Annotated in this window: 22 protein-coding genes, 1 tRNA gene, 1 other RNA gene and 1 pseudogene; 17 read left to right on the plus strand and 8 right to left on the minus strand. The window is 58.7% G+C overall.

The genetic code is table 11. From position 1 onward, the window contains the following. Positions 1-86 precede the first annotated feature (86 nt). Together HMPREF3148_RS11375 and HMPREF3148_RS11380 are read left to right on the plus strand one after the other, a co-directional pair. Positions 87-163 (plus strand) — tRNA-Met (locus tag HMPREF3148_RS11375). A gap of 247 nt (positions 164-410) precedes the next feature. Further along, positions 411-614, plus strand: a complete 204-nt coding sequence (locus HMPREF3148_RS11380; protein ID WP_129721050.1) for a hypothetical protein — start codon at positions 411-413, stop codon at positions 612-614. An 84-nt stretch (positions 615-698) separates the two neighbouring features. Here the strand turns inward: HMPREF3148_RS11380 and HMPREF3148_RS11385 are convergent, their stop codons facing one another. The 3 genes from HMPREF3148_RS11385 to HMPREF3148_RS11395 form a co-directional block, all read right to left on the minus strand. Continuing rightward, on the minus strand, positions 699-3506 hold the full coding sequence (locus HMPREF3148_RS11385; protein WP_070509150.1) for a class I SAM-dependent DNA methyltransferase: 2808 nt from the start codon (positions 3504-3506) through the stop codon (positions 699-701). A gap of 146 nt (positions 3507-3652) precedes the next feature. Beyond that, positions 3653-4840: an alpha-amylase family protein gene (locus HMPREF3148_RS11390; RefSeq protein ID WP_049146624.1), complete on the minus strand. Its 1188-nt coding sequence runs from the start codon at positions 4838-4840 to the stop codon at positions 3653-3655. Positions 4841-4917: 77 nt separating this feature from the next. Further along, positions 4918-6522: an aspartate:alanine exchanger family transporter gene (locus HMPREF3148_RS11395; protein WP_049146626.1), complete on the minus strand. Its 1605-nt coding sequence runs from the start codon at positions 6520-6522 to the stop codon at positions 4918-4920. Between the two features lie 237 nt (positions 6523-6759). Here HMPREF3148_RS11395 and HMPREF3148_RS11400 point away from each other — a divergent pair, with 237 nt between their 5' ends. After that, a complete protein-coding gene (locus HMPREF3148_RS11400; protein WP_049146629.1) occupies positions 6760-7902 on the plus strand; it encodes a S1 family peptidase in 1143 nt (380 codons plus the stop codon). Positions 7903-7996: 94 nt separating this feature from the next. On the opposite strand, the gene hisN is transcribed toward HMPREF3148_RS11400, so the two are convergent. After that, positions 7997-8776 (minus strand): histidinol-phosphatase, encoded by a 780-nt coding sequence (hisN, locus tag HMPREF3148_RS11405; protein WP_049146630.1) that lies wholly within the window; start codon positions 8774-8776, stop codon positions 7997-7999. After that, positions 8769-9596, minus strand: a complete 828-nt coding sequence (locus tag HMPREF3148_RS11410; RefSeq protein ID WP_005528251.1) for an inositol monophosphatase family protein — start codon at positions 9594-9596, stop codon at positions 8769-8771. Before HMPREF3148_RS11410 ends, hisN begins: the two co-directional genes overlap by 8 nt. A gap of 68 nt (positions 9597-9664) precedes the next feature. Between HMPREF3148_RS11410 and prfB the strand changes: the two genes are divergently transcribed. From prfB to HMPREF3148_RS11435, 5 genes are read left to right on the plus strand one after another with little or no spacing between them, the layout of a single operon-like run. After that, positions 9665-10777 carry a peptide chain release factor 2 gene (prfB, locus tag HMPREF3148_RS11415; protein ID WP_049062495.1) on the plus strand — a complete coding sequence of 371 codons (1113 nt, stop codon included), beginning with the start codon at positions 9665-9667 and terminating at the stop codon, positions 10775-10777. A gap of 45 nt (positions 10778-10822) precedes the next feature. Next, on the plus strand, positions 10823-11512 hold the full coding sequence (ftsE, locus tag HMPREF3148_RS11420) for a cell division ATP-binding protein FtsE (protein WP_070509152.1): 690 nt from the start codon (positions 10823-10825) through the stop codon (positions 11510-11512). After that, a complete protein-coding gene (gene ftsX, locus HMPREF3148_RS11425; RefSeq protein ID WP_046645085.1) occupies positions 11513-12415 on the plus strand; it encodes a permease-like cell division protein FtsX in 903 nt (300 codons plus the stop codon). It abuts the gene before it with no gap. 24 nt (positions 12416-12439) lie between these two features. Next, the gene (smpB, locus tag HMPREF3148_RS11430) at positions 12440-12940 is read left to right on the plus strand and encodes an SsrA-binding protein SmpB (RefSeq protein ID WP_005528259.1); all 501 of its coding nucleotides are present in this window, start codon (positions 12440-12442) and stop codon (positions 12938-12940) included. A gap of 35 nt (positions 12941-12975) precedes the next feature. Next, on the plus strand, positions 12976-13347 hold the full coding sequence (locus tag HMPREF3148_RS11435) for a DUF488 domain-containing protein (RefSeq protein ID WP_049151693.1): 372 nt from the start codon (positions 12976-12978) through the stop codon (positions 13345-13347). A gap of 51 nt (positions 13348-13398) precedes the next feature. Here HMPREF3148_RS11435 and HMPREF3148_RS11440 read toward each other — a convergent pair whose 3' ends face one another. Further along, a complete protein-coding gene (locus HMPREF3148_RS11440; RefSeq protein WP_046645082.1) occupies positions 13399-14715 on the minus strand; it encodes an SLC5/6 family protein in 1317 nt (438 codons plus the stop codon). A gap of 198 nt (positions 14716-14913) precedes the next feature. Here HMPREF3148_RS11440 and ssrA point away from each other — a divergent pair. The 3 genes and pseudogenes from ssrA to HMPREF3148_RS13370 form a co-directional block, all read left to right on the plus strand. Beyond that, positions 14914-15292, plus strand: a transfer-messenger RNA (tmRNA) gene (gene ssrA, locus HMPREF3148_RS11445). A gap of 185 nt (positions 15293-15477) precedes the next feature. Further along, positions 15478-16620 (plus strand): YihY/virulence factor BrkB family protein, encoded by a 1143-nt coding sequence (locus HMPREF3148_RS11450; protein ID WP_005528265.1) that lies wholly within the window; start codon positions 15478-15480, stop codon positions 16618-16620. A gap of 97 nt (positions 16621-16717) precedes the next feature. Continuing rightward, a pseudogene (locus HMPREF3148_RS13370) lies at positions 16718-16801 on the plus strand (organic hydroperoxide resistance protein); the annotation flags it as partial. Positions 16802-16827: 26 nt separating this feature from the next. Here HMPREF3148_RS13370 and HMPREF3148_RS11455 read toward each other — a convergent pair. Further along, positions 16828-18165 (minus strand): M20/M25/M40 family metallo-hydrolase, encoded by a 1338-nt coding sequence (locus HMPREF3148_RS11455; protein ID WP_049062491.1) that lies wholly within the window; start codon positions 18163-18165, stop codon positions 16828-16830. Positions 18166-18380: 215 nt separating this feature from the next. On the opposite strand from HMPREF3148_RS11455, the gene HMPREF3148_RS11460 reads away from it, so the two are divergent. The 6 genes from HMPREF3148_RS11460 (at position 18381) to HMPREF3148_RS11485 (ending at position 25473) form a co-directional block, all read left to right on the plus strand. Beyond that, positions 18381-20030 (plus strand): AbgT family transporter, encoded by a 1650-nt coding sequence (locus HMPREF3148_RS11460; protein WP_070509154.1) that lies wholly within the window; start codon positions 18381-18383, stop codon positions 20028-20030. 1 nt (position 20031) lies between these two features. Continuing rightward, on the plus strand, positions 20032-21417 hold the full coding sequence (locus tag HMPREF3148_RS11465) for a M20 family metallopeptidase (protein ID WP_049146639.1): 1386 nt from the start codon (positions 20032-20034) through the stop codon (positions 21415-21417). 183 nt (positions 21418-21600) lie between these two features. Further along, positions 21601-22614, plus strand: a complete 1014-nt coding sequence (locus HMPREF3148_RS11470; protein ID WP_005528274.1) for a siderophore ABC transporter substrate-binding protein — start codon at positions 21601-21603, stop codon at positions 22612-22614. A gap of 69 nt (positions 22615-22683) precedes the next feature. After that, on the plus strand, positions 22684-23688 hold the full coding sequence (locus tag HMPREF3148_RS11475; RefSeq protein WP_070509157.1) for an ABC transporter permease: 1005 nt from the start codon (positions 22684-22686) through the stop codon (positions 23686-23688). Further along, a complete protein-coding gene (locus tag HMPREF3148_RS11480) occupies positions 23678-24721 on the plus strand; it encodes an iron chelate uptake ABC transporter family permease subunit (RefSeq protein WP_049158647.1) in 1044 nt (347 codons plus the stop codon). Before HMPREF3148_RS11475 ends, HMPREF3148_RS11480 begins: the two co-directional genes overlap by 11 nt. Beyond that, the gene (locus tag HMPREF3148_RS11485) at positions 24718-25473 is read left to right on the plus strand and encodes an iron ABC transporter ATP-binding protein (protein WP_046645076.1); all 756 of its coding nucleotides are present in this window, start codon (positions 24718-24720) and stop codon (positions 25471-25473) included. Before HMPREF3148_RS11480 ends, HMPREF3148_RS11485 begins: the two co-directional genes overlap by 4 nt. 330 nt (positions 25474-25803) lie before the next feature. Here HMPREF3148_RS11485 and HMPREF3148_RS13745 read toward each other — a convergent pair. After that, a partial coding sequence (locus tag HMPREF3148_RS13745; RefSeq protein WP_168163011.1) for a hypothetical protein occupies positions 25804-26087 on the minus strand: 284 nt, incomplete at its 5' end.

The following is a 26087-nucleotide window of genomic DNA, read 5'->3' on the forward strand; positions in this document are numbered from 1 at the left end:
ATAGTTACATGAGTCGCCAACGAAAGCGGTTAGCAAAAGCTTTAGCCGTTAACGTTAAGCGCAAGATGTTTAGAAGTACATCTCGACGCGGGGTGGAGCAGCTCGGTAGCTCGCTGGGCTCATAACCCAGAGGTCGTAGGTTCGAATCCTGCCCCCGCTACCAACTTCTAATGCCCTAGCAGCGGAATCGTTGCTAGGGTAATTTTTGTTTTCCCATTTTGGGCAAAGGGTTAAGTATCAATCAACGCAGGCGCGAACTGCTACTCTGAACATTCCTATCAATGTCCGCATCCCCACGTGTGTGAAGCCGCTCGTTGGGCGCGGTTTTCAACGAGCTAGATACCCCGCACCTGTGGCCCGCATTGCTCGCGTGGGTCGGGACTGGATGCAATGTTGTAGACGAACACGGTGTGCCCGCTATCAGCGACTTCTGCGAGCGCTATTGCAGGCAGTGGAAGTCCTGGCGGGACTTTGCTGCCGAAGAGCGCGTGCAGCCCGTGGGCATGTCTGGATGGGACGAACTTGCCCAGTGCTACTTCAACTACGATTCCTTCTTCAACGACCTGCGGTTCGACTACAGCTGCGCGGATGCCTCTGAGTTTGGCGAAGGCTAAGGAGCGTACGTCTTCCACAACTTCTAGCCAGCAAGAATCGAAATAGCCCATGCGCCTTACGGCGTATGAGGTTTTATTTTCCAGCTAGGAAGCCTTTTCTATGGCTTGAGAGTAGAGCTCGAACAGATGCTCAACGATGGTTTTCTCTTCGCATCCAGGTTCTAGACCGTAGGCACGCTCGACGGCTGCATCCAGTGCCACGTGAGCCTTGGTGAGCTCGGGGTACATCCAGTCATTGTCGGGGTCATACATCTGCGCGATGGTCGAGTCTGGGTACTGGGCGCGTGCCTCGAGCACGGCCTGGCCGAGCTGGGCAATTTCCGCTTCCTGTTCGGGCGTGACGTCTGGCCAGATGAAGTTGTTGTAGACCACACCCGCAGAGTAGCTGTAATCCGACTTCAGGCGCACGCCTACGACGCGCATCCAAGCATTGTGAAGCCGAGAATGAAGCACTCCAAAGTGATACTTGGTTGCTTCAGGAATCAGCCGCACCTTGTCTGAAGCTAGTGTTTCGGGTTCGAGATAACCAATAGGGATATAGCGTCGCCGTTCTGATGAAACTTGTGGTATGAGCAGCGAAGACCCTTCGGGGATGCACTGCACATGGAATCGAGTCGGAGTCTCTGCAACCTTCCGGGTGGGGGCGCTCTTGCTATTCTCGCGGAATTTCCTAACTGCGTTGACTCGCTCGATTACCTTGGGCATGTCTTGCAGCTCGGCTGCCTTCGTCGCTCCAAGCCACATTACCCAGCGCTCGGTTCCTCTGATGAACTCGCGGGACCCGTACCAACGGTGGAAGAATTGCTTTGCCTTGGGCTCGGCGTCCAAGAACTTCGCCTTTTCTTCCGGCGTGAATAGGTAATTGCCATCATCAACGGGTTTGTTTCCGATTGACATGAGCGGGACTTTGCACAACGGCTTGGAACGGTTCCACACGAAGACCTCAGGCGCGTCTTTGAGGTAAGCATTCAACTGCGTCGGGTGGCTTATTTCAGGCTCACCCGTAACCGTGGGGTAGTGGAACAGTGTCTTCGGCCCGCCGAGTTTGGAGAAGCCGACGATGACACAGAACACCGCTGCTTGGTCTGCTGCGCCGTTGGTCCATTTGAACGTGTCGTGAGCAAAGTCGATGCGAATGCCCATGTCCCATAGTGGACTCCATACGTTAGCTACCTGTTCGCCTTGGCAGATGCTGTTGGTCGAGACGAAGGCGGCACGGATGTCGTGGTCACCCAGGTACTCAGCGGCCTTGGCGTACCAACCACCCACGTAATCGATGTTGCCCAGGTTCTTTGTCGCGCCGATGGACTTGAACGCCGCCTGCAGCTCCGCCTTCTGCTCCTTGGACTGGTTACGCGCGCCCAAGAACGGCGGGTTTCCGATGGTGTAGCTGCACTCGCTCGGGTCGAGTACGTCAGCCCAGTCGAGCTGCAGTGCGTTGCCAAGAACAATGTTTGCAGAGTCGCGTAGCGGCAGGTTGTCGATGTTTGCCGAGGTCAGAATCTCAGTCTCTGCGTCTGCTTGCAGCTTGGCAATCCAGAGCGCAGTTTGCGCGACCGATACTGCGAAGTCGTTAATCTCGATGCCGTAAAACTGGCTAATATGAACTTGGAGCTGCGAGGACTCGCCGCCGAAGTCGAGTGCGGTCTGGTCATTGGCCAGCTCAGAGAGAACCTTGTTTTCCAAGCGGCGCAGGCTGATATAGGTCTCCGTGAGGAAGTTGCCCGAACCACACGCTGGGTCGAAGAAGGTCAGACCGGCCAACTTGTCGTGGTAGCGCTTCAAGTTGTTGCGCCGCTTGACTGCACCAACGCCTGGTTCGTTGATGATGCTTGCCAGCTCGTCAGTCAGCGCGTCCAGGAATAATGGGTCGATGACCTTATGGATGTTTTCGGGACTCGTGTAGTGCATACCGCCCGCGTGACGAGTCTCGGGGTTCAGCGTGGACTCGAAGACACCGCCGAAGATGGTCGGGCTAATTTGTGACCAGTCAGTATCCGCCGACAACTCGGAGATCAGTAGCTCACGAATTTCATCTGTGAAGTTGGGAATCTCGATATCGGCATCAGTGAACAAGCCACCGTTGACGTAGGGTATGACAGTCAGAGACTGTTCGTCGTACGGGTCACGCAGATCCATGGGAGTATCTAGCTGCTTGAACAGCCGCTTGAGCGCGAGACGCATTGCGGGCGCGTTGACTGGAGCTAAGTAGTTCAGTACTGCGTTCTTCGGGAAGATACCTGCATCCTCGGCAAACAGACAGAACACCAGGCGCACACAGAGGACATTGAGCGCGTGCTGCGACGCGGCAGAGTCCGGGTCAACGTACTGTTCGCGCAGTAGCTTGTACAGCTTGCCGATAAGTTCGCCAGCCTGCAACGATGCCTTCTGCTCGCGGCGGGCGCGCTGCGCCTGTGGGTCTACCAGAAAGTCAAGCAGATGCAGCTGCTCTGGAAGCTCTTCGAGCTTGAATGACTCATACTCGGTCTCCGGGAAGTCATCATCGAGATTGTGAATGCGGAACTCGTCGAAGTTACAGATGACGATGTAGTCCGGGCGCTTGGAGTTACGCTGCTGGTCCGCGTAGCGCTTAGCCTGCTGGTAGGGCGTGACCATCGAGCCCTGGCGCGGCTCAGGCTTATCCATGTCGATGCCGAGTGACTTCTGCTCGATGAACGTCTTCGCATCGGGGACAACAACGTCAATCCAGCCAGCGCCGGTGGTGCGAGATTCGAAGTGCAGCGCTGTGGTCTGGTCTTCCATGCCAAGCACGTTGGAGCACAGGTCAATCCAGAACTGTTGGGTATCTGATTTTTCAGCGCCTCGGTCTTTCCAGCGCTCAGCGAAGTCTCTAGCAGCACTTACGCGCTGCACGTGTGTCATCTCAGCCATGAGGGTAATTGTCTCATGTGCCGGACATACGCAGGGCCGAAACGCCGGATAGGGTACCGGGCAGTAAAGCCCCGCCCGCCCAGCTGAATCAACCCCCGAGTCGCTGGAACTGTAGGCGGGCCTTTCGCCGTCACTGCCCTGTTGTTTTAACCTCGCCACTCAAATTCGGTGTGGCCATCAATAGTCACCGTGGCTGCATGGTGATCGCCGGCGTGTAAGGACACCAAGCACTCGTGCTCAGGCGTTGTGACTGCATAGGTGATGGATTCGTTAGCCTTGTCGCGGACCTCAAGTAAGGCGTGCGTGAGCCAGTCGTTGCGGCGTCGCAAAGCAATGAGCTCCTGGTAGAGGTGATAGAGCCACCAGCCCAACTCAGCGAGTTCAGCGGGGTTCTCCGGCAGGGGAGGGCGGATTGGATCGTCGGCGGCGAATCCCTCGGCCTTCTCGCCGCGGAATGCTTGCTCGTCGCCGTAGTAGACGCTTGGCATGCCGGGGACGGTGAACAAGATTGTGGCGGCCAGTACCGCGCCGGCGTCGCCCACCTGGCTGGCGATGCGGTTGACGTCGTGATTGCCCACGAAGGTTTGCATCGTCATCGTGGAGGAGAACCCGGCGTGGCGCTCCAGTGCGTGGGCGAGCTCCCAAAAGTTCACGTCATGAATGGAGCTCCACGTTCCTTTCCACAACTCATATGCTGTGACCGCGTCGAGGTGACCCGCGCGCCCAATGGCCGCGAAGTCACCGTGGAGGACCTCACCCAGAAAAGCAACGTTGGGGAAGTGCTCACGTACGCGCTCAGTGACCGTGGCCCAGAACTCCGAGGGCACGGCATAGGCCACATCCAGACGCCAAGCGTCAGCGCCCTTGCCCAGCCAGTGGCACATGATGTCCACGACCATGTCAGCTACACGCGGGTCCGCATGGTTGAGCTCACGCAGCTGCTCGTGGCCCTCCCAGCCGGACTCCTGCACCATTCCCGCGTTGTCTTCAGTCGGGTGTGCGGCCAACGGATGCTGCGCGCCCACATGGTTGAACACACCGTCCAGCATGATGCGCAGGCCGCGGGAATGGGCGGCGTCGACAAACGCGTCCCACTCGTCATCCGTGCCTAGACGCGGGTCCAAACGGTAGTAGTCCACGGTGTCATACCCATGACTCATGGAGGCAAAAATCGGACCCAACAACAAGCCGTTGCAGCCCAACTCCACCACGTAGTCCATCCATGCCTCCAAGCGCTTAAGGCGTGGGGCTGAGGTGTGTTCCTCGCGGATGGGTGCCCCGCAAGCAGTCAGCGGGTAAACGTGCCACCACACGGCGTGGTCAAAAGCAGACATCGTTAAAAACGCTCCTTAAAGGCAAAACCGGGGCCGAATAATCGTGGCCCCCACGATACCCGCTGCCAGCGGCCGAGTTAGCCCAAAAGCGCAAGGCCGTGGGTGATAAGGATCTTCGAAATCATTGCCGCCGGATAGACCAGCGTGTAACCCAACGCCACGCGAGTATCGGCGGCGGTGCGGTTGTTCACAAAAGCGAGGATTGCCGGCTGCGTCTGCGCACCGGCCAAGATGCCCGCAGTCTTCGTGGCGCCATTGCCCAACATCCTGTGCATCACGAGCGCGATGCCCACCGCGACGATGGTGGTGACAAGCATTCCGAGCAACAGGATCTTCCACCATGCGCCGCTGGAGAACGCACCGGCAATCTGCCCGCCGGCGTTGGTGCCGGCTTGCGCAAGGAAAAGCAGGAGGCCCAAATCCGCCAAGACGGTGTTTGCCGAATGCGGCAACGCGGTGATCATCTTGCCGATTCGACCGATGCGGCCCATAACGAGCGCCACCAAGAGAACACCCGCGGCAGCGCCGAGGTTGAGCGTGGCCTCTCTCGGCAGCGGAATGTCGATATGGCCCAAGAGGATACCCAAAGCCAAGCCCAGACCCAGCGCGACCGGGTTGATGTCGGTCAGGCCATGCGAGGAATCACCCAGGTACTTGGAGATGGCCTTCAAGTGGCCAGCGGGTCCGACCACGCGGACACGGTCACCCAACTCCACGAGGAACTCGGGGTTGGCCACTTGGTCCTCGTCGCCACGGCGGATGCGGGAGATGCGTGCTCCCCACCGGTCATTGAGCGCGTTGTTGACTTGCGCGATGGTCTTGCCCGCTAGCTGGTGCTGAGAAATGGTAATGCGGCGGAAATCTAGGTCGTGGCGGTCATCGTCCAAAATCTGTGGAGATTCGCGTCCACCAGCCAATAACACGGCGTCGAGGTCCTTCGGTGTTCCAACCACCGTCACCACGTCACCGGGGTTGAGCTCGTCGAGATAGCCCGGAATGATGATGAGGTTGCTTCCCACCCGGCGCAAACGGGTGACCTGAATCTCGTTGTTCCCGGCCGCGAGGAGGTCTGCGATACTGATGCCTTCTTTGCGCGTAATCTGCATGTGCAGGCGAGTGACGGGCGCAGCCTTGTCGGTGTCATTGGGGGCGTCGCGAAGCAAGAGCGTTGCCACGATCATCATGCCGATTACGCCGAACAGGTAGGACACCGCGTAGCCCACCGTGGCGGCGGCACCGTCCCCGGTGGCTTCCGCAGCCGCGGCGAGCGAGGGGGTGTTGGTGATGGCCCCAGCGAAGGTTCCGGCGATCACTGAGATGTCTAGCCCAAATACGTATGTGCCCACGGTGTGCGCCGCGATGGCTGCGATGATGAATACCGCAATCATGGATAATACGGGCGCGGTGGCGGTGCGCAAGGACTGGAAGAAGACGATGCCGGAATTATTGCCGATGCCGAAGGCGAAGATAACTAGGCCGAACGTGCCAATGACGGGCGGCACGCTCACGGCGCTGCCGGTGCTTGCCGACGCCGCGGCAAAAGCAATGCCGAGGAATAGCACGGCCGCAGCCCCCAGGCTGACGCCTTTTAGTTTGATGTTGCCGAGCGCCATTCCTACGCCGATGAGGGCAAAGACAAGGAGGATAGGCTGATCAGCCAGGAAGGCGAGAAGCTGAGTCACGTCGAGTTCCTTGAGAACGGTTGGGGGCAGTGAACGAGGCCAAGATTGGGCCTCAACATCATAGCGAGGAAACTGATTTCTGGCGCGAGATTCGGGTCTGAAGATGTGGGTACACCCGCTGGCTGTGTAAAAGGTAACGGCTTGGACACAGAATGCTCAGAGCGCGTCACGTAGGGGTGGCACGTGACAGTATGTGGGAGGCTAGACCAATAGCAAGATAGATTGAGGGAATTGTTCATGATTCGTATTCCGCATCTTAAGAAAGTCATCGTGGGCTCGGCTTTCGTAGGTGCGTTTTTCTTTGCGAGCCCCACGGCCGGCGCCCAAGAGCTTCCAGCTTCTGCTCCAACGGGTTCCGACGCAGTCACCACTGCCGTTTTAAACCAGTTCAACAGCGAAATCGCACGTTTTGGTGCGGCCTCTGGCGTGACCGCCGCAGTCAACCAAGCGGTCAGTGACGCGAACACTGCGATCGCGCAGGTGCAGTCGGAAATTGCGAAGTGGCAACCCGTCACAGAGCAGTTTGTTGCGCGTGAACACAACACGCAGCAGTACGCGCAGCCGTTGACTAATCCAAATCCCATCGGGATGATCGAGAATGCAACACAGCCGGAGTTTAAGCCACAGGGCACTGACCCAAACTACGTGTGGAAAAATGACGCTCTTTCCAAAGTAGCGGCTGCTAAGCCATTCGACGACTACGTGTTGCACCGCGTGCCAGCATCCTACTTCGATGCCCCACGCATTCCGGAGGAATCCAACGCTGCCATGACTCGCGGCAAGTCCTTGTACGGCCCGGGCACGCCGCTCTACGTCAACCAGGACACGATGTGCACCCTGACCGCAGCCGGCACTGACGCGGCGGGTCGCAAGGTGGGCCTGACCGCTGGCCACTGTGGCAATGTGGGTGACTCGGTCTCTTCTGCCGATTCCTGGCAGGTAGGAACCACGGGCACCATCGCCGCAAAGAATGAGTACCTCGACTACACCGTGATCGAGTTCGGTTCCAAGGCAGAGATCTCTCGTTCCTACAATGGCGTTACCGCAACGCAGTTGGGCGGCACTGCCAAGCCGGGCGAGCTGACCTGCAAGACTGGTGTTGCCACCGGTACCACCTGTGGCGTGACCTACCAGCAATCGCGCGAGGTGCAAATCAATCAGATCTGCGCCATGGTGGGCGATTCGGGTGCACCGGTCATGAGCAACGGTCGGATCATCGGCACGGTCTCCCGCGGACTTATCCCAGGCCTGCCGGAGTGCCGCAGCCCATTGCAGGGCCCGCTGCACAACCCAACCGTGGCCATGAACATGGATGCAATCCTCGCAGACATGAACCGTCGCGGCGGAGTTGGCGCAGGTTTTGTGTTGCCACAGCACTAAAAGCAAAGGCGAATTGCTTTTCTAAAAGCGAAACACCAAAAGCGGCGGTGGGGGAAGTTTATGAGACTTCCCCCACCGCCGCTTTCTCTTTGGCCTAGTTCAGGATGCCGAGGACGGAGTCGTGAAGCAGTCCGTTGCTGGCCACTGCCGAGCCGTTGTGTGGGCCTTCCTCGCCGGTGAGACAGGTGAACTTGCCGCCGGCCTCGGTGACCAGTAGGGCAGGGGCCGCGAGGTCCCACAGGGACACCTCTGGCTCAGCGGCGATGTCCACGGCGCCTTCGGCAGCGAGGCAGTAGTTCCAGAAATCACCGTAGCCGCGCAGGCGCCAGGTCTTTTCCGTGAGTTCGATGAAGCGATCCTGCAGGCCGCGCTCAGCCCAGCCTGCCAGGGAGCTCATGGCCACCGAAGCATGCTCGAGTTTTTCGACCTGGGAGACGTGCAGGCGCTTGGGCTCTCCGCCGAAGACGCGGTAGGCGCCGCCGCCCTTGGCGGCGTACCAGCGACGTCGCAAAGCAGGTGCGGAGATCACAGAGACCACAGGCTCGCCGTCCTCCAGCAAAGCGATGAGCGTTGCCCACACCGGGACGCCGCGCACGAAGTTCTTGGTGCCGTCGATGGGGTCGATGACCCACTGGCGTCCCTTAAACGTCGGGGTGCCGCCGAACTCCTCGCCCAGGACCTCGTCGCGTGGACGCGAGCGCTTGAGGGCCTCGCGAATCTGCTTTTCACAAGCCAAGTCGGCGTCGGAAACCGGGGTCATGTCCGGCTTGTCCTTAACCGAAAGATCGGAAGCCTCAAAGCGATTCATCGTGATGACATCCGCGTGGCCCGCGAGTTCCAACGCGAGTCCGAGGTCTTCTTTGCACTTACCCACGGAGCCATTCCTCCATCTCGTCAACTACTTGTTTATTACCGGCGATGCACCATTCCACACCGCCTGCTTCTACCTTGCGGGCAGCGCCGCCGGCTGCTTCAACCAAGGCCTTGCCGGGGAACCAGTCCCAGTCGGCCACACTGTGCTGCATCCAGGCACCCCAGGTGCCGTCAGCCACAGAAGAGAGATCAACTGAGCCCGCGCCAAGCATACGGACTGTAGCAAACTTTTCGCCGACTCTCTGCCAAGCGGCGCGGATATCTGCGTCTTGGATGGAGGTGGGGTGGAGGTAGGTGGCCATGCTGATCTCTTTGGCAGATTGATTCTGCAGTTTCGCCACGTCCTTTCCGTCCCGGGAGGTAGGGAAGTCGCGGCCGCCGAACCAGGTGTATCCCATGGCAGGGCGGTGGACTGCGCCGAAGATGACGCCCTCGGCGTCGGCTAGTGCGAGCGCGGAGCACCAGTAGTCAGAGCCGGAGCTGAAGTTGTAGGTGCCGTCTACTGGGTCGATGACCCACGTGCGGCCGGAGGTGGAGGGGCGTGTGGCGCCTTCCTCACCGAGGATTCCGTCCTCGGGGCGGACGACCTCGAGGACGCCGGCGACGAAGCGTTCGGCGGCGCGGTCCGCATCCGTGACGACGTCAGAAACAGAGGTCTTCTGGTTAATGTCGACGCCCTGCTCACGCATGCGCCAGGCGAGGCGTCCTGCGTTGTAGACGAGCGCCTGCGCAAGGTGCGCATCGGTGTCGTCGACGTGAGCTACCAGAAAGGTCTTGGTGATCGCATCGATCATCTCATTCAAGCTCGGCTGTTGAGTCATGCGGATATTGTCGCGCTAAATGCGGCCGATGGCTAATTGCGGTTGCTGCGCAGGTAGACTTGGGCCCTATGCGTCCCGAACAATCAGCCCGTCTTGCAGAACTGGATTCCACCCTCGCCACCATTGAAAAGGTGATGGATCCTGCGGCTTTAGCTGAGCAGGTTCGTGAGCTGGAGGCACAGGCTGGGGACCCCTCTTTGTGGGATGATCCCGCTCACGCTCAGCAGGTAACTTCCGCTCTTTCAGCCGCGCAGGCCAAGATTCGCAAGCTGGAGAGCCTGCGTTCGCGTGTGGACGATATGCCCGTCATGTTCGAGTTGGCGGAGGAAGAGGGGGACACCGCGCTTGCCGACGACGAGCTGGAGGACCTGGGTGCTGCCATCGAGGCGTTGGAGGTGACCACTATGCTCTCTGGCGAGTATGACCCGCGTGAGGCTGTCATCAACATTCGCTCGGGCGCCGGCGGCGTCGATGCCGCGGACTGGGCGGAGATGCTCATGCGCATGTACACCCGCTGGGCCGAAAAGCACGGCCACAAGGTGGACGTCTATGACATCTCTTATGCGGAAGAGGCTGGCATTAAGTCCGCGACCTTCGTGGTGCACGGCGAGTACATGTATGGCCAGCTTTCCGTGGAGCAGGGCGCGCATCGCTTGGTGCGCATCTCGCCCTTTGATAACCAAGGCCGCCGCCAGACCTCCTTTGCTGAAGTGGAAGTGTTGCCGGTGGTTGAGCAGACCGACCATATCGACGTCCCGGATGGGGATGTGCGCGTGGACGTCTACCGTTCCTCGGGTCCTGGCGGACAGTCCGTCAACACCACCGACTCCGCGGTGCGTCTGACACACATCCCAACCGGCATCGTGGTGACGTGTCAGAACGAGAAGTCCCAGATTCAGAATAAGGCGTCAGCAATGCGCGTCCTGCAGGCCAAGCTTTTGGAGCGCAAGCGTCAAGAGGAGCGCGCCGAGCTTGATGCGCTGGGTGCGGGCGGAAACGCCTCGTGGGGTAATCAGATGCGTTCCTATGTTTTGCACCCGTATCAGATGGTCAAGGACCTGCGCACTAACTATGAGGTAGGCGATCCCTCGAAGGTTCTGGACGGTGACTTGGACGGATTCCTGGAGGCCGGCATTCGGTGGCGAATGGCCGAGGCACAGAAGGAAGAGAAGGAAAGTTAGTTTTTATACTTTCTGTTGTTAACTCGTGTTGCTAATGTGGCTTGAGTGATCACCTTTGAAAATGTGTCCAAGGTCTATAAGACGTCGACCAGGCCAGCGCTTGACGATGTCTCCTTTGAAATCGAAGACGGCGAGCTCGTGTTCCTTATCGGCCCTTCTGGCTCCGGTAAGTCCACGTTCCTTCAGCTGATGGTGCGTGAAACGAACGTCAGCTCTGGCGACATTCACTTTGACAACTTCCACGTCAATGCCTTGAAGGGGCGCCAGATCAATCAGCTGCGCCAGTCCATCGGTTACGTCTTCCAAGACTTCCGCCTGCTGCCGAAGCTCAACGTCTATCAAAACGTAGCCTTTGCGCTCGAGGTAATTGGCAAGAAGAAGTCGAAGATCGACAAGGCCGTGCCGGAGGTCCTCGAGATGGTGGGGCTGGGTTCGAAGCAGCACCGCATGCCGCACGAGCTGTCCGGTGGTGAGCAGCAGCGCGTGGCTGTGGCCCGTGCGTTCGTCAACCGTCCGAAGCTGGTGCTGGCCGACGAGCCCACCGGCAACCTGGATCCGGGTACAGCCACTGAAATTTTGAGCCTGCTCACTCAGATCAATCGCCGTGGTACCACCGTGGTTATGTCGACGCACAACGCCCGCGCGGTTAACGACGCCCGCCAAAGGGTCCTCGAGCTTCACAACGGCAAGCTCGTGCGCGACGAAGCCAACGCACTGTACGGGGAGGCGCTCTAAATGCAACTGGGACTAGTAACGCGCGAGGCCTTCAAAGGACTGGGCCGAAACCTGACTATGACCATCGCTATGGTCATCACCACCGCCATTTCTGTAGCCCTCGTGGTGGCCGGCGTGCTGGTGACTAACATGACCAACGACACCAAGGACCTCTACTTGGAGCGCGTTGAGGTAATGATCCAGCTCAACGAGGACATCTCCGCTAATGACCCGAGCTGTACCTCGCCAGCCTGTGCCGACCTGAAAAAGCAGCTCGAGGAAGATGATGGCATTGAGTCGGTGACCTACCGCGACCGTCAGGCTTCCTACGACCGCTTCGTGGAGCTTTTCCAGGAAACCGATCCGGTCATGGTGGAGGAGACCTCTCCAGACGCGCTGCCGGCGGCCTTCCACGTCCGCCTCGTTGATCCGACGAACACCGCGCCTATCGACGCAATTAAGGACAGCTCTGCGGTCAGTGAGGTCATCGACCAGCAGGAGGAGGTGCGCGGTGCTGCGAACAACCTCGACTCCATCCGTAACGCCACCTTCCTGTTGGCAGCGGTGATGGCCATTGCAGCGATCTTCCTTATCGCCAACATGGTCCAGATTGCCGCCTTTAACCGCTCCCGCGAGATGTCTATCATGCGTATGGTGGGCGCCTCCCGCTGGATTACCCAGGCGCCGTTCGTGTTGGAGGCACTCCTTGGTACGTTCATCGGCGTGGTCCTCGCCGGTATTGGCGTGGTCGTGGGCAAGTCTGCCGTGCTGGATCCTTCGCTGAAAAACCTCTACGAGTCCCAGCTCTTGACCCCAATCAAGACCAGCGACATCTGGGTGGCTCTACCGATCGTGGGCGTCCTCGCGCTCTTCTTCGCGGCGCTTACCGCGCAAATTACGCTGCGCGCTTATGTACGCAAGTAAGCACCGCGTATAGTTGTAGAAATTATGGCGAAGAAGGCAAAGAAGAAAGCAGCGGTCGACAACAACACGACCCTAGCCACCAATCGCCGTGCCCGTCACGATTACAAGATTCTCGATACCCTCGAATGCGGCATGGTCCTGGTGGGAACCGAAATCAAATCTATGCGTGAGGGCAAGATTTCCCTCGTCGATGCGTTCGCAACCATCGACGACGGTGAGGTCTACATCCGCAATCTCCACATCCCCGAGTACTCGCAGGGAACGTGGACGAACCACTCGCCAAAGCGCACCCGCAAACTGCTTTTGCACCGCCGCGAAATCGACAAGCTCATGGGCCAGGTGCGCGACGGAAACAAGACCTTGATTCCGCTCAAGGTCTACCTCAAGGATGGCCGTGCCAAGTGCGAGCTGGGGCTTGCGCAAGGTAAGCAGGATTACGACAAGCGTGAGGCTATCAAGCGCCGCGATCAGGATCGCGAAATCACTCGCGAGCTGGGACGCCGCGTGAAAGGCATCAACGCTTAAGTGCTTGGCGACGCCCGGGGGCGTAGCCTGGGTGCATGATTCATACGGCGAAGGCGCATGATATGGCCAAGGGGAAGACCTCAACCAAGGGCACCACGGTGTTGGTGGACAGGCTCTGGCCCCGCGGCATCAGCAAAGAGGACCTGCGCGCGGACGAGTGGCTCAAGGACGTGGCACCCACGCCGCAGCTGCGCAAGTGGTGGAACCACGATCCGGATTCCTTTGATGAGTTCGCGAAGCGCTATCGCGCGGAGCTTGAGGAAAACGACAGCGACGACATGGAGACCTTGCGATCCCTTGCGGACAAAGGAGCTGTCACGCTGCTCTTTGCCGCTAAGGACCGGGAGGTCAACCATGCCGTCGTGCTAAAAGAATGGCTGGAATCCCAGTTAAACAAGAAGAACTAAGCCCTCTGGGCTGGGGTGGTTGAGCTGGGGTGGGTGAGGCCAGCTCAGCTGTTAGTTAAAGATGCCCCAGATTGCCGCGCCCACGGCCACCAGGCCGGTGATGACAACGAAGTAGTTGCTGAAGCGGTTGCGGAAGCGGGCCAGGCCCGGAATCTTGTGGATGGCGTACATCGGCAGTAGGTAGAGGATTGCTGCGATGAAGGGGCCGCCGATGGCCTCGATGAGCCCGAGGATGGACGGGTCGATGATGGCGACAATCCACGCGCACACGAAGATGAAGAAATGCATGATTCCGTTGAGCTTGGCCTGCGAGAAATTCTGCGTGGCACCTGGTGCGATACGGCGCAGCAGGTAGTTGCCGCCTTCGGTGGCACCGAGGACGTGGCCGAAGTAGGAAGAAACGATGGCCACGATGGCGATGAATGGGGACACGAAAGCAAGCACTGGAACGCCCGTCACGTTAGCGAGGTAGGACAGGACTGGCAGGTTTTGCTCGCGTGCCTCCGCGAGGCCATCTGCACCCAGCGCGAGGGTGCACGACCACACGAAGAACATTGTGAATACAGTCAGCAAGATCGCGGTAAGCGCGAGTGCACGGGAGGCGTTCCCAGAGCTCTTCTCCTTGCCGTGCGCTGCGACCATAGCCAAGGAGAACTGGGAAATGGCGGGGGAGTGGTTGAAAGCGAAGACAAGGACGGGGATGATGAGCGCGACGCTGCCGACGATGCTCCAGTCAGCATTTCCTGTGCTTGCGAAAGAGTCGAAGTCCCAACGGGGAATGAGGTAGAGGGAGAGCGCGCCGAGACAGAAGATTAGCGGGTAAACCAAGAACTGGGTGACCTTCAGGACCATCTTCTGGCCGAAGCCGAAGACTACGGTCATGATTCCGACGAGCAGGAATGATAGGAGCGGACGGGGGATTTCCGGGCCGTTGAGCTGGTTGACGATGAAGCTATTAACCGTGTTGGTGATGGAGACACCGTAGATCAAGACGATCGGGAAGATGGCCAGGAAGTACAGGATAGAGATGACAAAACCTGCGGTCTTACCGAAGTAGTCGGTCACGACTTCGGTGATGTCATCGCCTTGACGTGGGGATGCACAGATCATGCGCGCGAGGCCGCGGTGTGAGAAGTACGTCATGGGGCCAATGAGGAGGGTGGCGATGACGAGCGGCCAGAAGCCGAAGCTGCCGGCGTTGATGGGCAGGAACAAGATTCCTGCACCGACTGCGGTGCCGAAGAGTGAGATGGCCCATTCCGTGTTGGTTGCGTGGTGGGCGTTATCTGATGCGGGGTGGGCATCCGAAAGTGCGGCAGCTTCGCTGGCGCTGGTGCTGTTCACGTTCTCTGCTGATGATGAAGTCACTGTTTGCCTTTGGTTATCGGTTTACATTTTTGAGAGCAGTGTGAAAATAGGCTAGCAGCTGTAGTGCACGTCACGAATGCGTTCCAGCTAATTAATAGTCTCCCGTATGTCTGGGATTTGAGACTTGAGGGAATAGTCTTGGGTGGAGTAGTGTTGTACGAACTGTAGAGAAAGCACATGCCCGCTCTACGGATGTAGGGGGTCGACTTGGTTTCGACTTCGTACATTGAGCCAGGGGAAGCGTGCCGGTGCAGGCTGGAGACCACCGTAAGCGTCGCAGCAACCAATAAACGCAGAGAAGAACTCTCAGCGTGACTACGCCCTCGCTGCCTAATTTCAGCGACGCGTGTCTGTCAGCCCAGGTTTAGTTCCTGACCTGGTTCCTGGCATCGACTAAGGAACTTGCTCCACCGGCTTGTCGTTCGGTCGGTGGGGGACTTTCAGAGCGACTGGGCTCATCATCCGGAACGTGTTTGCCCGTGCCGGAGGGCCGAGTAGAGATCCTGTGCAGACTGCGCACGGAGAAGCCCTGGCGAGGTGACGAAGGACCCGGGTTCAATTCCCGGCGGCTCCACCGCAAAGTCCCAGCTAGACTACGTTCTATCTGGGGCTTTTCAATTTTTAGCCGAATCGCGTGAGCCTGGTTGTTAAGAACAAAAAGAAAGGGACTGCAATAACCGCGGTCGTTCTTTCCATTATTGGCACGATCCTTGCCGTCGTAGTTTCTGCGTTGGGAACGGCAAGGCCCGGTAAGCTGCAGGTATGACACGCAACACCACGCCGGACGAAGGTGAGAAGAAGGGGGCATCGGCAAGCCCTGCCGTCGCTGCGCCCAATAGTGGGGAGCTCGTGCACACGTCGGTGCCCTGGGCGTATGGCTCGGCGGGGGAGAGCGCGTGGCATTTGTCGCGCCGGGCGTGGGGGTTAGTTGTGCGCCGGGTGCGCTATGAGTTCTTCATGAACGCGATGATGGACCGCGCGGCGACGCTCACGTTCTTTACGGTGCTCACGGCGCTGCCCATGGTGTTGGGCGTGTACTCCATTGCGACGCTGGTGCTCGCGCGCAATGAGGAACAGGTGCAGAAACTCACGGCTGATTTCATCGGGACGTACCTGCCGCCGGAATGGGCGGATGCCGCACAGCGGATCGTGGATGCGGTGGTGGGGTCGACGCAACAGTCGACGCTCATGCTGGTGTTATCGGTGGTCCTTGCACTGTCTTCATCCTCGGCGTATGTGCGGGCGTTCGCGCGCAGTGCCAATGCGATGTATGGGCGAGTGGAAGGCCGCGGGCTCGTGCGCACGTGGACAGTGATGTGGCTTCTTACCATCGCAATGGTGCTGGGCGCCGTGGTGATCTTTGTGGCGCTCATGCTGCAGCGCGACATCGTAGTGGGGCTGTTGCGGCCTTTTGGTGGGGTCGCGGGTGTTTCTTCGGTGCGTTCTTTCCTCGTCGATTCCTTCCTGCCGGTGTGGCAATGGCTGCGCTGGCCGGTCGTGGCGGTGATGAGCGTGACACTGTTGGCGTTGTTGTATCGCTTCGCGCCGAATGTGCGGACGCGGAAATTCCAGTGGCTCACGGTGGGCTCAACTATCGCGTTACTGGGCGCTGTCGTGGCGTGGGGACTGGTGCGGGTCTATCTCACGGTGGTGGGTGCGCGCAGCGCGTACGGCGCGCTGGGTACGGTCATCATCGCGCTGTTTGTGTTGTGGATCATGAACACACTGTTTATCCTCGGCGTGAAGATCGACGCGGAGATTACGCGCGCGATGGAGTTGGAGCGGGGGCTCGAGTCGGAGCGCGTTATCCAGGCGCCGCCGCGCGCGACGGGCTCGGCGGTGGCGCAGTCCGCCGCTGTGAGAGAACTGGAGGGGTTGGGCAAGGAGATCCGACTTGAAGATTGAGCATGAATGAGAGTGTGGCATATCGGTACACCCGGATGGCATGCGGAAACGACAACTGCCCCGTCACTTTCTCTCGGGCCCCGATTCCGCAGGCCCCGCCGACAAGGCGCATGAGGTCTGCCCTTATAGCAACGCCACCCGCGGCAACATTGACGTCAAGGTTTCTGTCGTCGAGGATTAATCGGCGCGGTGCTGGAGCACCGTTTCTTAACCACAAAAGCGCTGAACCAGCGCATCGTATGCCTTCACCGTGAGATCTAGGTCTTCCAGGTGGAGGCATTCGTCATGGGAATGTAGCTCGTTGTTGGCGCTCGCTAAGTCCCGTGCGCGAGCATGCAGGGCGAAACCATAGCCCACACCACCCATGCGGCGGGCGAATCGCAGATCTGAGCCGCCCGAGGCGTAGATGGGCACAACTGATGCCTCTGGGAAGAACTCGCCAAATGTCGCAGCCATCGCATCCCAGAGCGGACCCTCTGCAGGCGATGCCGAGGGGGTCTCATTGTTGAGATGCTCGATCCTTATCTCATCAGCCATGTCACCCAGCGCCGCAATGAGGGCGGCGTCGACAGAATCCGCGGTATCCGTCGGATGCGCCCGGATGTCGAGGTTGAGATAAGCCTTCGAAGGGATGACATTGATGGCGCTACCGCCATGAATCCCCGTGAAAGCGATGTTGGTGTGACTAAACGAGTGTGCGAACGCCGCTAGCTCACCGAAAGTCTCATAAGTAGCGTCCCCTGCGGATCCGTCGACAAGCGCGGCGGTGGTATCCGGATCGAAGTGGAACGCCTCCACGAACCAAGACCACACGTGGTCATAGGCGGGCGGCATCGCCAATGCTCCCACGCGCCGGGCGGCCTCCGCCAGTGTGAGGATGGATGAAGACTTTCCATAGGGAAGGGAGCCGTGCCCCGTATCCCCCGTGGCATGGAGGCGACGCTGGAAGATGCCCTTCTCACCGACGTTGATAACCAGAGCATCGCTGCCATCACGCACCGGCAGATGCGAGCCGCCAGTCTCGGAGAGGCAGTTCTTCCAGGAAAATGCGTCGGGGCGGTTCTCAGAAATCCAGCGCGCGCCCAACCTTCCGCCGGATTCTTCGTCGGCGAGCCCCACGAAGGCCACTGTTCCCTTTGGCGGGTTGCCTGCCTGTGCGCGCCGGGCTGTTTCGCGCGTGACTGCGGCTTGCGACGCCGTGATGAAGAGCATGTCGAATACTCCGCGGCCGTACAAAACGCCGTCTACTACCTCGGCGCCGAAGGGATCGTGAGTCCATTTGTCTTCGTCAACGGGGACTACGTCAAGGTGGCCGAGCATCGTCAGTGGTTCCGCTGTGGGGTTGCTGCCGGGCACTGTAAACGCGATCGACACGCGGCCGGGTTCTGGCTCGAAGCGCTCCACCTGGGCTCCCGAGCCCTCGAAGAACTCCTCCAACAGGTCCGCGTTGCGGTACTCGTGGCCACTTCCCGGGGTGCCGTCGTTGATGCAACGATTGCGAATTAACCCCTGCAAGAGTTCAAGAGTGTCGTTGAATAAACCCATTCTGAGGAAGTCGCCTTTCTGGTTTTGCCGTTGAGTGTCCCACGTTCCAAGGTTTCTATATCTCAACCGATAAATAAAAACTTGAGATGTGCATCACCGTTGCATGTAATGTAAGTTACATTGTATAGAAAGTATTGCGGGGATAACCCCTCGGCAAATGGGCAAGATGACCAAAAATAAAAGACCAATCCCCTTAAAGCACGAGGAGAACCACCATGGCCATCACAAAAGAGACCACGAGTGACCCGCAGGGGAGCGCAGGTCCTGCAAAGGATGCGAAAACTCAGCCAGCCAGTAACGGTTGGCTCGATAAGTTTCTCAACGGCGTTGAATACGTAGGCAACAAGCTGCCAGAGCCGTTCACCATCTTCCTGATCCTGTTCCTCATCACCGGCGTTGCTTCTTCCATCATGGCGTGGATGGGCATCAAGGTGCAGGTACCTGGATCTGATGAAATCCAGCCCGTCAAAGGCTTATTCACCGGCGAAGGCATGTCGTGGTTTACCACCACGATGGGAGAGAATTACATCAACTTCCCGCCGCTGGTTACGGTGCTGCCCATCATGCTGGCAGTCGGCGTGGCCGAGCGCTCCGGAATGCTCTCCGCCCTCATTCGCAAGCTCTTCGGCTCTGCGAAGCCATGGCTTTTGCCTTACGCAGTCGGCGTCATTGGCGTGACCGCATCGGTCATGGCTGACGCTGCCTTCGTTATCGTTCCGCCACTGGCGGCGATGGTGTTCAAGGCAGCCGGCCGTCACCCTGTCGCAGGCCTCATCGGTGGCTTCGCTGCCGTTGGCGCCGGCTACTCCACCGCGCTGGTCCCGACCTCCCTGGATGCGCTGTTCGCAGGTATTGCCACCGCGGTTATGGAGACCCTCCCGGGCATGGAGTTCACTGACGTGAACGCAATGTCCAACTACTTCTTCAATGTGGCATCTTCCATTGTTCTCGGTGTCTTGGCTGGTTTCATCACTGATCGCGTCATCGAGCCGCGCATGTGGAAGCAGGAAGTGCCTACTGAAGAGAACATCGATCCGGAAGAGGCCGCGCACCGTGGCGACCGCGACGAGAACGGCGAGGAGCTCTCCGCAGAGCTTTCCCCGACTGAAAGCAAAGGCCTGGTGTGGTCTGCAGTTGCCACCGTCATCGTTACCGCGGCACTGTTGTTCGCCATTCTTCTGCCAGAATCCCCGTGGCGTAACGAGACCGGCGGCTTCCTGCCGAAGTCGCCGCTGATGAGCTCCATCGTCTTCATCGTCTTCCTGTACTTCCTTGTGCTCGGTGTGGTCTATGGCAAGGTCGTGGGCACCGTCAATGGCATCAAGGACGTCGTCGACATGATGATTGGCTCGCTGAAAGACATGATGAGCTTCCTCATCTTGGCCTTCATCTTGGGCCAGTTCGTGGCGCTGTTTGCGTGGACCGGCATCGGTACTTTTACTGCGGTCAAGGGCGCGGCGTTCCTGGAATCCATCGGTCTCACCGGCTTCGGCGCGGTCCTCGCGTTCATCGTCCTGGCCTCGTGCCTGAACCTGCTCATCATCTCCGGTTCTTCGATGTGGACCCTGATGGCGGCAGTGTTCGTTCCGATGTTCGCACTGCTGGGCTATGAGCCGGCCTTCATTCAGGGCGCCTTCCGCGTGGGTGACTCTGCAACTCAGATCATCACTCCGCTGAACCCGTACATGATTGTGATGCTGGGATTCCTGCAGCGCTACGAGCCGAAGGCAGGCCTGGGCACCCTGATGTCGCGCCTGATGCCATACGTGGTTCCGTTCTTCACCGCGTGGGCAATTCTGCTGGCCATCTGGTTCTACGCAGACCTGCCGCTGGGTCCGGGCAACAACATTTTCATCGAGGGATAACGTGTGCGATAGCGACAATCACGCAAGAAACAATCCATCAACGGCATATCTGGAGGCCACGGAGCAGCTCATTGCGCAGCGCGTGGCGGCCGTCCAAGCAGCCAACGCGGGAGCGCAAGCATCCTTGGCGGAGGCTTATGCGGGGCAGGACGTGCTGTGGAAGGCGGCGTCGGAAAGTGCTGACGCCCACCGCGAGCTTGCCGCCCACATCGTGCAGGATTTGCATGCTCACCCAGAGACGGCCTTCGAGGAACACCGCTCGATGGGCATGCTTGCCGACGTCGTGGAGCAACGCGGTTTCCCCGTCCGGTGCGGTGTTTACGAGGTGGAAACCGCTTTCGAGGCGGAGTGGAGGAGCCCGAACTTCGATGCGTCATCTCATCCCACCGTGGCAATCATGGCTGAGTATGACGCGCTGCCCGGTATCGGGCACGGCTGTGGTCACAACGTCATCGCTGCCGCGGGCGTGGGCGGATTCCTATCCGCGGTCGAGGCGCTGCGTAAGAACGGCGGCGTCGAGGGGCGCCTGCTGCTGCAGGGTACCCCGGCCGAGGAGGGGCATTCGGGCAAGGAGTACATGATCCGTGGCGGCAGCCTTGACTCTGTGGATGCAGCGATGATGATCCATGGCTTTGGCTATGACATTGGCTCGCACGCGTGGGTCGGGCGCCGCAGCGTCAACGTGAGCTTCCGCGGCGTGGCGGCGCACGCGAGTTCGCAACCTTTCATGGGACGCAACGCCCTCGACGCAGCATCCTTGGCCTACCAGGGCATTGGCCTGATGCGTCAGCAGATGCCTCCGAGTGATCGCGTCCACGCCATCATGGGCGGGGGAGCGCGACCTTCGGTGATTCCGCGTGAAGCCTCGATGCACATCTATGTGCGTTCCTTGGGCAACCAGACCCTCATGGATTTGTCCCAACGCGTTAACGAAATCGTTGAGGGGGCTGCGCTAATGGCCGGCGTCCAGGTCGATGTCGAATGGGACGAGCACCCGATGACGCTGCCGGTACGCAACAACGAGGCGCTGGTGGAGCGGTGGACGCGCACGCAAACGCTGCGCGGAAGGACGGCGCTTCCCGCGGGAACCGTGCCGGAGACCCTTGCCGCGTCCACGGACTTCGGTAACGTCTCGCACCTTGTGCCGGGCATTCACCCGATGGTCAAGGTCTCTCCGTCCGACGTTGCCTTGCATACCGAGGACTTCGCTCGTTGGGCCGCAACGGATACGGCTGTCGACGCCGCAGTGGACTCGGCAGCAGGCTTGGCCCAAGTAGCGATCGACTACTTGGCGGACATGAAAATGCGCGCGGCAGCGAACGCGGAGTTTGCTGAACAGGGCGCTGTTTCGGTGGCGGATCTCTTGGCCAAGTCGGCCACGGACTAGGTGCCGGGTAGGTGAGAAGTAGGTTTTCTTGCACTGTGCAAGGGTGGGGGTAACCACCTCTTTGTGCAGTGCAACCTACAATTTATTGCATTTGTAGGCGTGCCTAGCAAAAAGTTGGTTGAAAGGTAAGGCTTACATCGGTTAGGTTAGGCGAGTATTCGAAAATCTCTCGAAAAGGACATCATGACCGCCAAGATTCGTCGTTCTCTCGTCGCGTCCGTCGCAGCTCTGTCGATGGCTCTGACCGCTTGCTCTTCTGCAGAAGAGTCCACCTCCGGTTCTTCTGACACCTCCGCAGCTTCCTCCTCCGAGACCACGGAGATTACTCTCGAGGACAACTTTGGTGAGAAGAAGATTGCTACCCCGGTTACCGCCCCGGCCGTTACGGATAACCGCGCTTTCGAGATTCTTGCTAACTGGGATGTCAAGATCGCCGCCGCACCGCTGAAGCTGGTTCCTTCCACCGTGCGCGATGTCTACAACAAGGACACCGTTGCAGCTGACCTCGGTTCCCACCGCGAGCCGGACCTCGAGGCACTCGTTGCCGCTGAGCCAGACGTGATCTGGAACGGCCAGCGCTTCGAGCAGTACCAGGAAGACATTGAGAAGCTGGTCGAGGACGTTCCGGTCGTTGACTTTGAGCCGCGCGATGACAAGGACTTCTTTGAAGAACTCAAGCGCCACACCAAGGCGCTGGGCCAGACCTTCGGACACGAAGAGGACGCAGCCAAGCTCATCAAGGACTTCGACGCAGCCGCAAAGCGTGCCAAGGAAGCTTATGATCCTTCCAAGAAGGTCATGGCAGTGAACACCTCCGGTGGCGAGATCGGCTATATCGCGCCGAAGATCGGCCGCACCTACGGCCCGGTTTTCGACCTCATCGGTATGACCCCGGCTCTGGAGGTTCCGGAAGGAACCGATGACCACGAGGGCGACGACATCTCCGTCGAGGCAATCGCTGAGTCCAACCCGGACTGGATCCTCGTTATGGACCGCGACGCAGCCATCAGTAAGGAAGGCAAAGAGCACGTTCCAGGCGACAAACTCGTTAACGAGAATGCTGCGCTGAAGAACGTGACCGCAGTCAAGGAAGGCAACGTCTACGTTGCCCCGGCTGATACCTACGTCAACGAGAGCATCATTACTTACACTGAGATTCTCAACGCTCTGGCCGATGCCTTTGAGAAGCAGTCCTAACCTGCACCAATAGAACCGAAACCGGAACGCCGAAAGGCTTTCCGGTTTTTGGTGTGAAAGAGATAGATTTTGACTTCAGCAGAGAAAACCGCGGTTCAAGAAGTAACACCCGCTCGCCGTTCCCGCGGCAAGCTTTTCACTTGGAAGCTGTTGCTCGGCGTCGTGGCTGTAGCGGCGTTGCTCCTCCTTTCGCTCATGGTGGGGGAGTATTCGATCCTTGAGCACGACGACGGCCGCGACATGTTTATGACCACGCGCATTCCGCGCACCATCGCCCTGGTGCTCGCGGGCGCGGCGATGGCGATGAGTGGATTGGTGATGCAGCTGCTCACCCAGAATCGCTTCGTTGAACCCACGACCACGGGTACCACGGAATGGGCAGGCTTCGGCCTTCTCTTTTCGATGATCGTGCTCCCGCACGCGTCGGTGCTTGGCCGCATGGTCATCTCTGTTGTGTTTTCTTTCATCGGCACGATGGTCTTCTTCGCTTTCTTGCGCCGAGTCACGTTGCGCTCCTCGCTCATCGTGCCGATCATCGGCATCATGCTGGGCGCCGTCGTCAGCGCGGTGTCCTCTTTCGTGGCACTGACCACCGACAAACTGCAGCAGCTGGGTATCTGGTTCATGGGCTCGTTCACCTCCGTGTACGAGGGCCAGTACGAGGTACTGTGGATCGTGTTGCTGGTGCTGCTCGCGGTGTTCTTCTACGCGGACAAACTCACAGTCGCCGGCTTGGGCCAAGAAATCGCCACCAACGTGGGCCTGAATTACAGCCGAATGATCCTCATCGGCACCGGGCTCATCGCTGTGGCCACTGGCGTGGTCACCGTGGTCGTGGGCTCCCTGCCTTTCTTGGGACTTATCGTTCCCAACGTGGTGAGCATGTTCCGCGGCGATGACCTGCGCTCAAACCTTCCTTGGGTATGCCTGCTCGGTATTGCCACGGTCACCTTGTGTGACCTCATCGGCCGAACCGTCATTTCGCCGTTTGAACTGCCCGTATCCGTCATCCTGGGCGTGATTGGCGCGGCCGTCTTCGTATTCCTGATTGTGAGGTCCACCCGTGAGCGTTAAGACAGAGCAGCGCACAGGCGACGTCGCCAAGCAGCGCTATGTAGGCTCCTTCCAGTCGGCCAAAGCAGCGCGCAAGTATTGGATCATCTTGGTGGCGCTCATCGTGGCGGGCGCACTCTTCGCGTTTGGCCTGCTGGCGTATGGCAATCCCATGGACTTCGGAACGCGTAAGTGGTGGCTCATCGCGCAACGCCGCGCCGACGCCGTGACCGCCATGGCTATCGTGGCTGTGTGCCAAGCCGTTGCGACTGTGGCCTTTCATACAGTCACCAACAACCGCATCCTGACCCCGTCCATCATGGGCTTTGAATCGCTCTACGTGGCGATTAATACTGCGACCGTCTTCTTCCTAGGCGCCACGGGCCTGACGGAAGCCCGCAATATAGGCACCTTCCTGTTCCAGATGGCAGTGATGATTGTGCTCTCGCTCATCCTGTACTCGTGGCTGCTGACCAACCGCAGCAACAACATGCATGCGATGCTATTGGTCGGCGTAGTCATTGGTGGCGGACTTGGATCGCTGTCCACTCTGATGCAGCGCATGCTGACACCCAGCGAGTTCGACGTGCTGACGGCACGACTGTTTGGCTCGGTCAACAATGCTGAGACTGAGTATTATCCCATCGCAATTCCGCTGGTGATTGCGGCGACGGCGTTGCTCTTCTTTAATTCCCGCCACCTCAACGTGCTCTCGCTTGGTCGCGACGCTGCCACCAACCTCGGCGTGAATCACAAATTCAACGCGATCTTTACTCTGATCCTGGTATCAGTTCTCATGGCCACCACCACCTCGCTCGTAGGTCCCATGACCTTCCTCGGGTTCTTGGTGGCAACCTTGGCCTACCAGTTCGCGGAAACCTACGACCACCGGTACTTGTTCCCCATGGCCATCGCCACTGCCTTTGCTGTGCTCACGGGTGCGTACTTCCTCATGCAGCACGTCTTCTACGCGCAGGGCGTTGTATCCATCATCATTGAGCTCGTCGGCGGCTCGGTATTCCTCATCGTCATTTTGCGAAAGGGCAGACTGTGATCACACTCAATAACGTTGCGAAGACCTATTCCCACGAGACGAACATTGGCCCAGTGTCCCTTGACATTCCGGCCGGCGGTATCACCGCGCTTGTGGGGCCCAACGGTGCCGGCAAGTCCACGCTGCTGACGATGGTTGGGCGTTTGCTCGATATCGACGAAGGCACCATTGAGGTCGCTGGATTAGACATCGCCTCTACCAAGTCCCAGGACTTGGCCAAGATTTTGTCCATCCTGCGGCAGGAGAACCACTTCATCACGAAGCTGACGGTGCGTCAGCTCGTGGGGTTTGGCCGCTTCCCGTACTCGCATGGCCGCCTGACGGCTGAGGACGAGGAGATCATCTCCAAGTACATTGACTTCCTTCACCTCAGCGATTTGGAGAACCGCTACCTGGATCAGCTCTCGGGCGGCCAGCGTCAGCGCGCGTATGTGGCGATGGTCCTGTGCCAGGAGACTGATTACGTTTTGCTGGACGAGCCTCTCAACAACCTTGATATCGCGCACTCCGTGGAAATGATGAAGCACCTCAAGGAGGCCGCGCAGAACTTCGGGCGCACGATCATCATTGTTTTGCATGACATCAACTTCGCTGCCCGCTATGCCGATCACATTTGTGCGGTGAAGAATGGGGAAGTGGTGGCCTTCGGTAATCCGGAGGAGGTCATGCGCGACGAGGTGCTGACCCCAATCTTCAATACGCCCATCACGGTTATCAACGGCCCCGACGGTCTGTTGGCGTGCTATCACTAGCTGCTTGACGAGGTCGCGCCTTCTGGGCGCTGCTTGATACGCCAGGTTTGTCCCCGAAATGGGAATTTACCTGGCGATTTGTGTACTAACACTAGTGCGCGCTAAATTATTCCAAGTCGCAACGAGGTGGCCGCAAGGTTAACAAGTTGAGATGAGGATGAATTCTTCTTCACGGATTTGACACAAATCAAAGAAGTGAGTAAGTTAATCCGAGTCGCTTCAAGAGTTAGGAACTGAAATTCCGAGCAAACGAAGTCGCGATGATGTCTGAGAACTCAATAGTGTGCCAATGTACTTTTTACTACTTTGTGGTGATCGTGATTGTGCTGACTAAGCTGGGTGTTTGGTTGGTGTGGTGTGTGCCGGATCGGGCCTTTTTTGATGAGGGCGCGATTGTAAATAATTAAGTTTGTTTGTTTGGTATGCATTGAGATTGCGTGAATCATTTTTTGTGGTTTGGCTGCCCCCTTTATTTTGCCCCGTCGGGTTGGGGGTGGTTGTGATTTTTCTTTGTATAGTAATTTTTGGATTTGCCAGCCTTATTAAGAATCGATGTTGTTGTTTTTGCGATGGTGTTGGTTTTTGGTTGGTTTGTCTTTTTGTTAGGTTTGGGC

Source organism: Corynebacterium sp. HMSC05D08, from assembly GCF_001807215.1.
Classification (GTDB): Bacteria; Actinomycetota; Actinomycetes; order Mycobacteriales; family Mycobacteriaceae; genus Corynebacterium; species Corynebacterium striatum.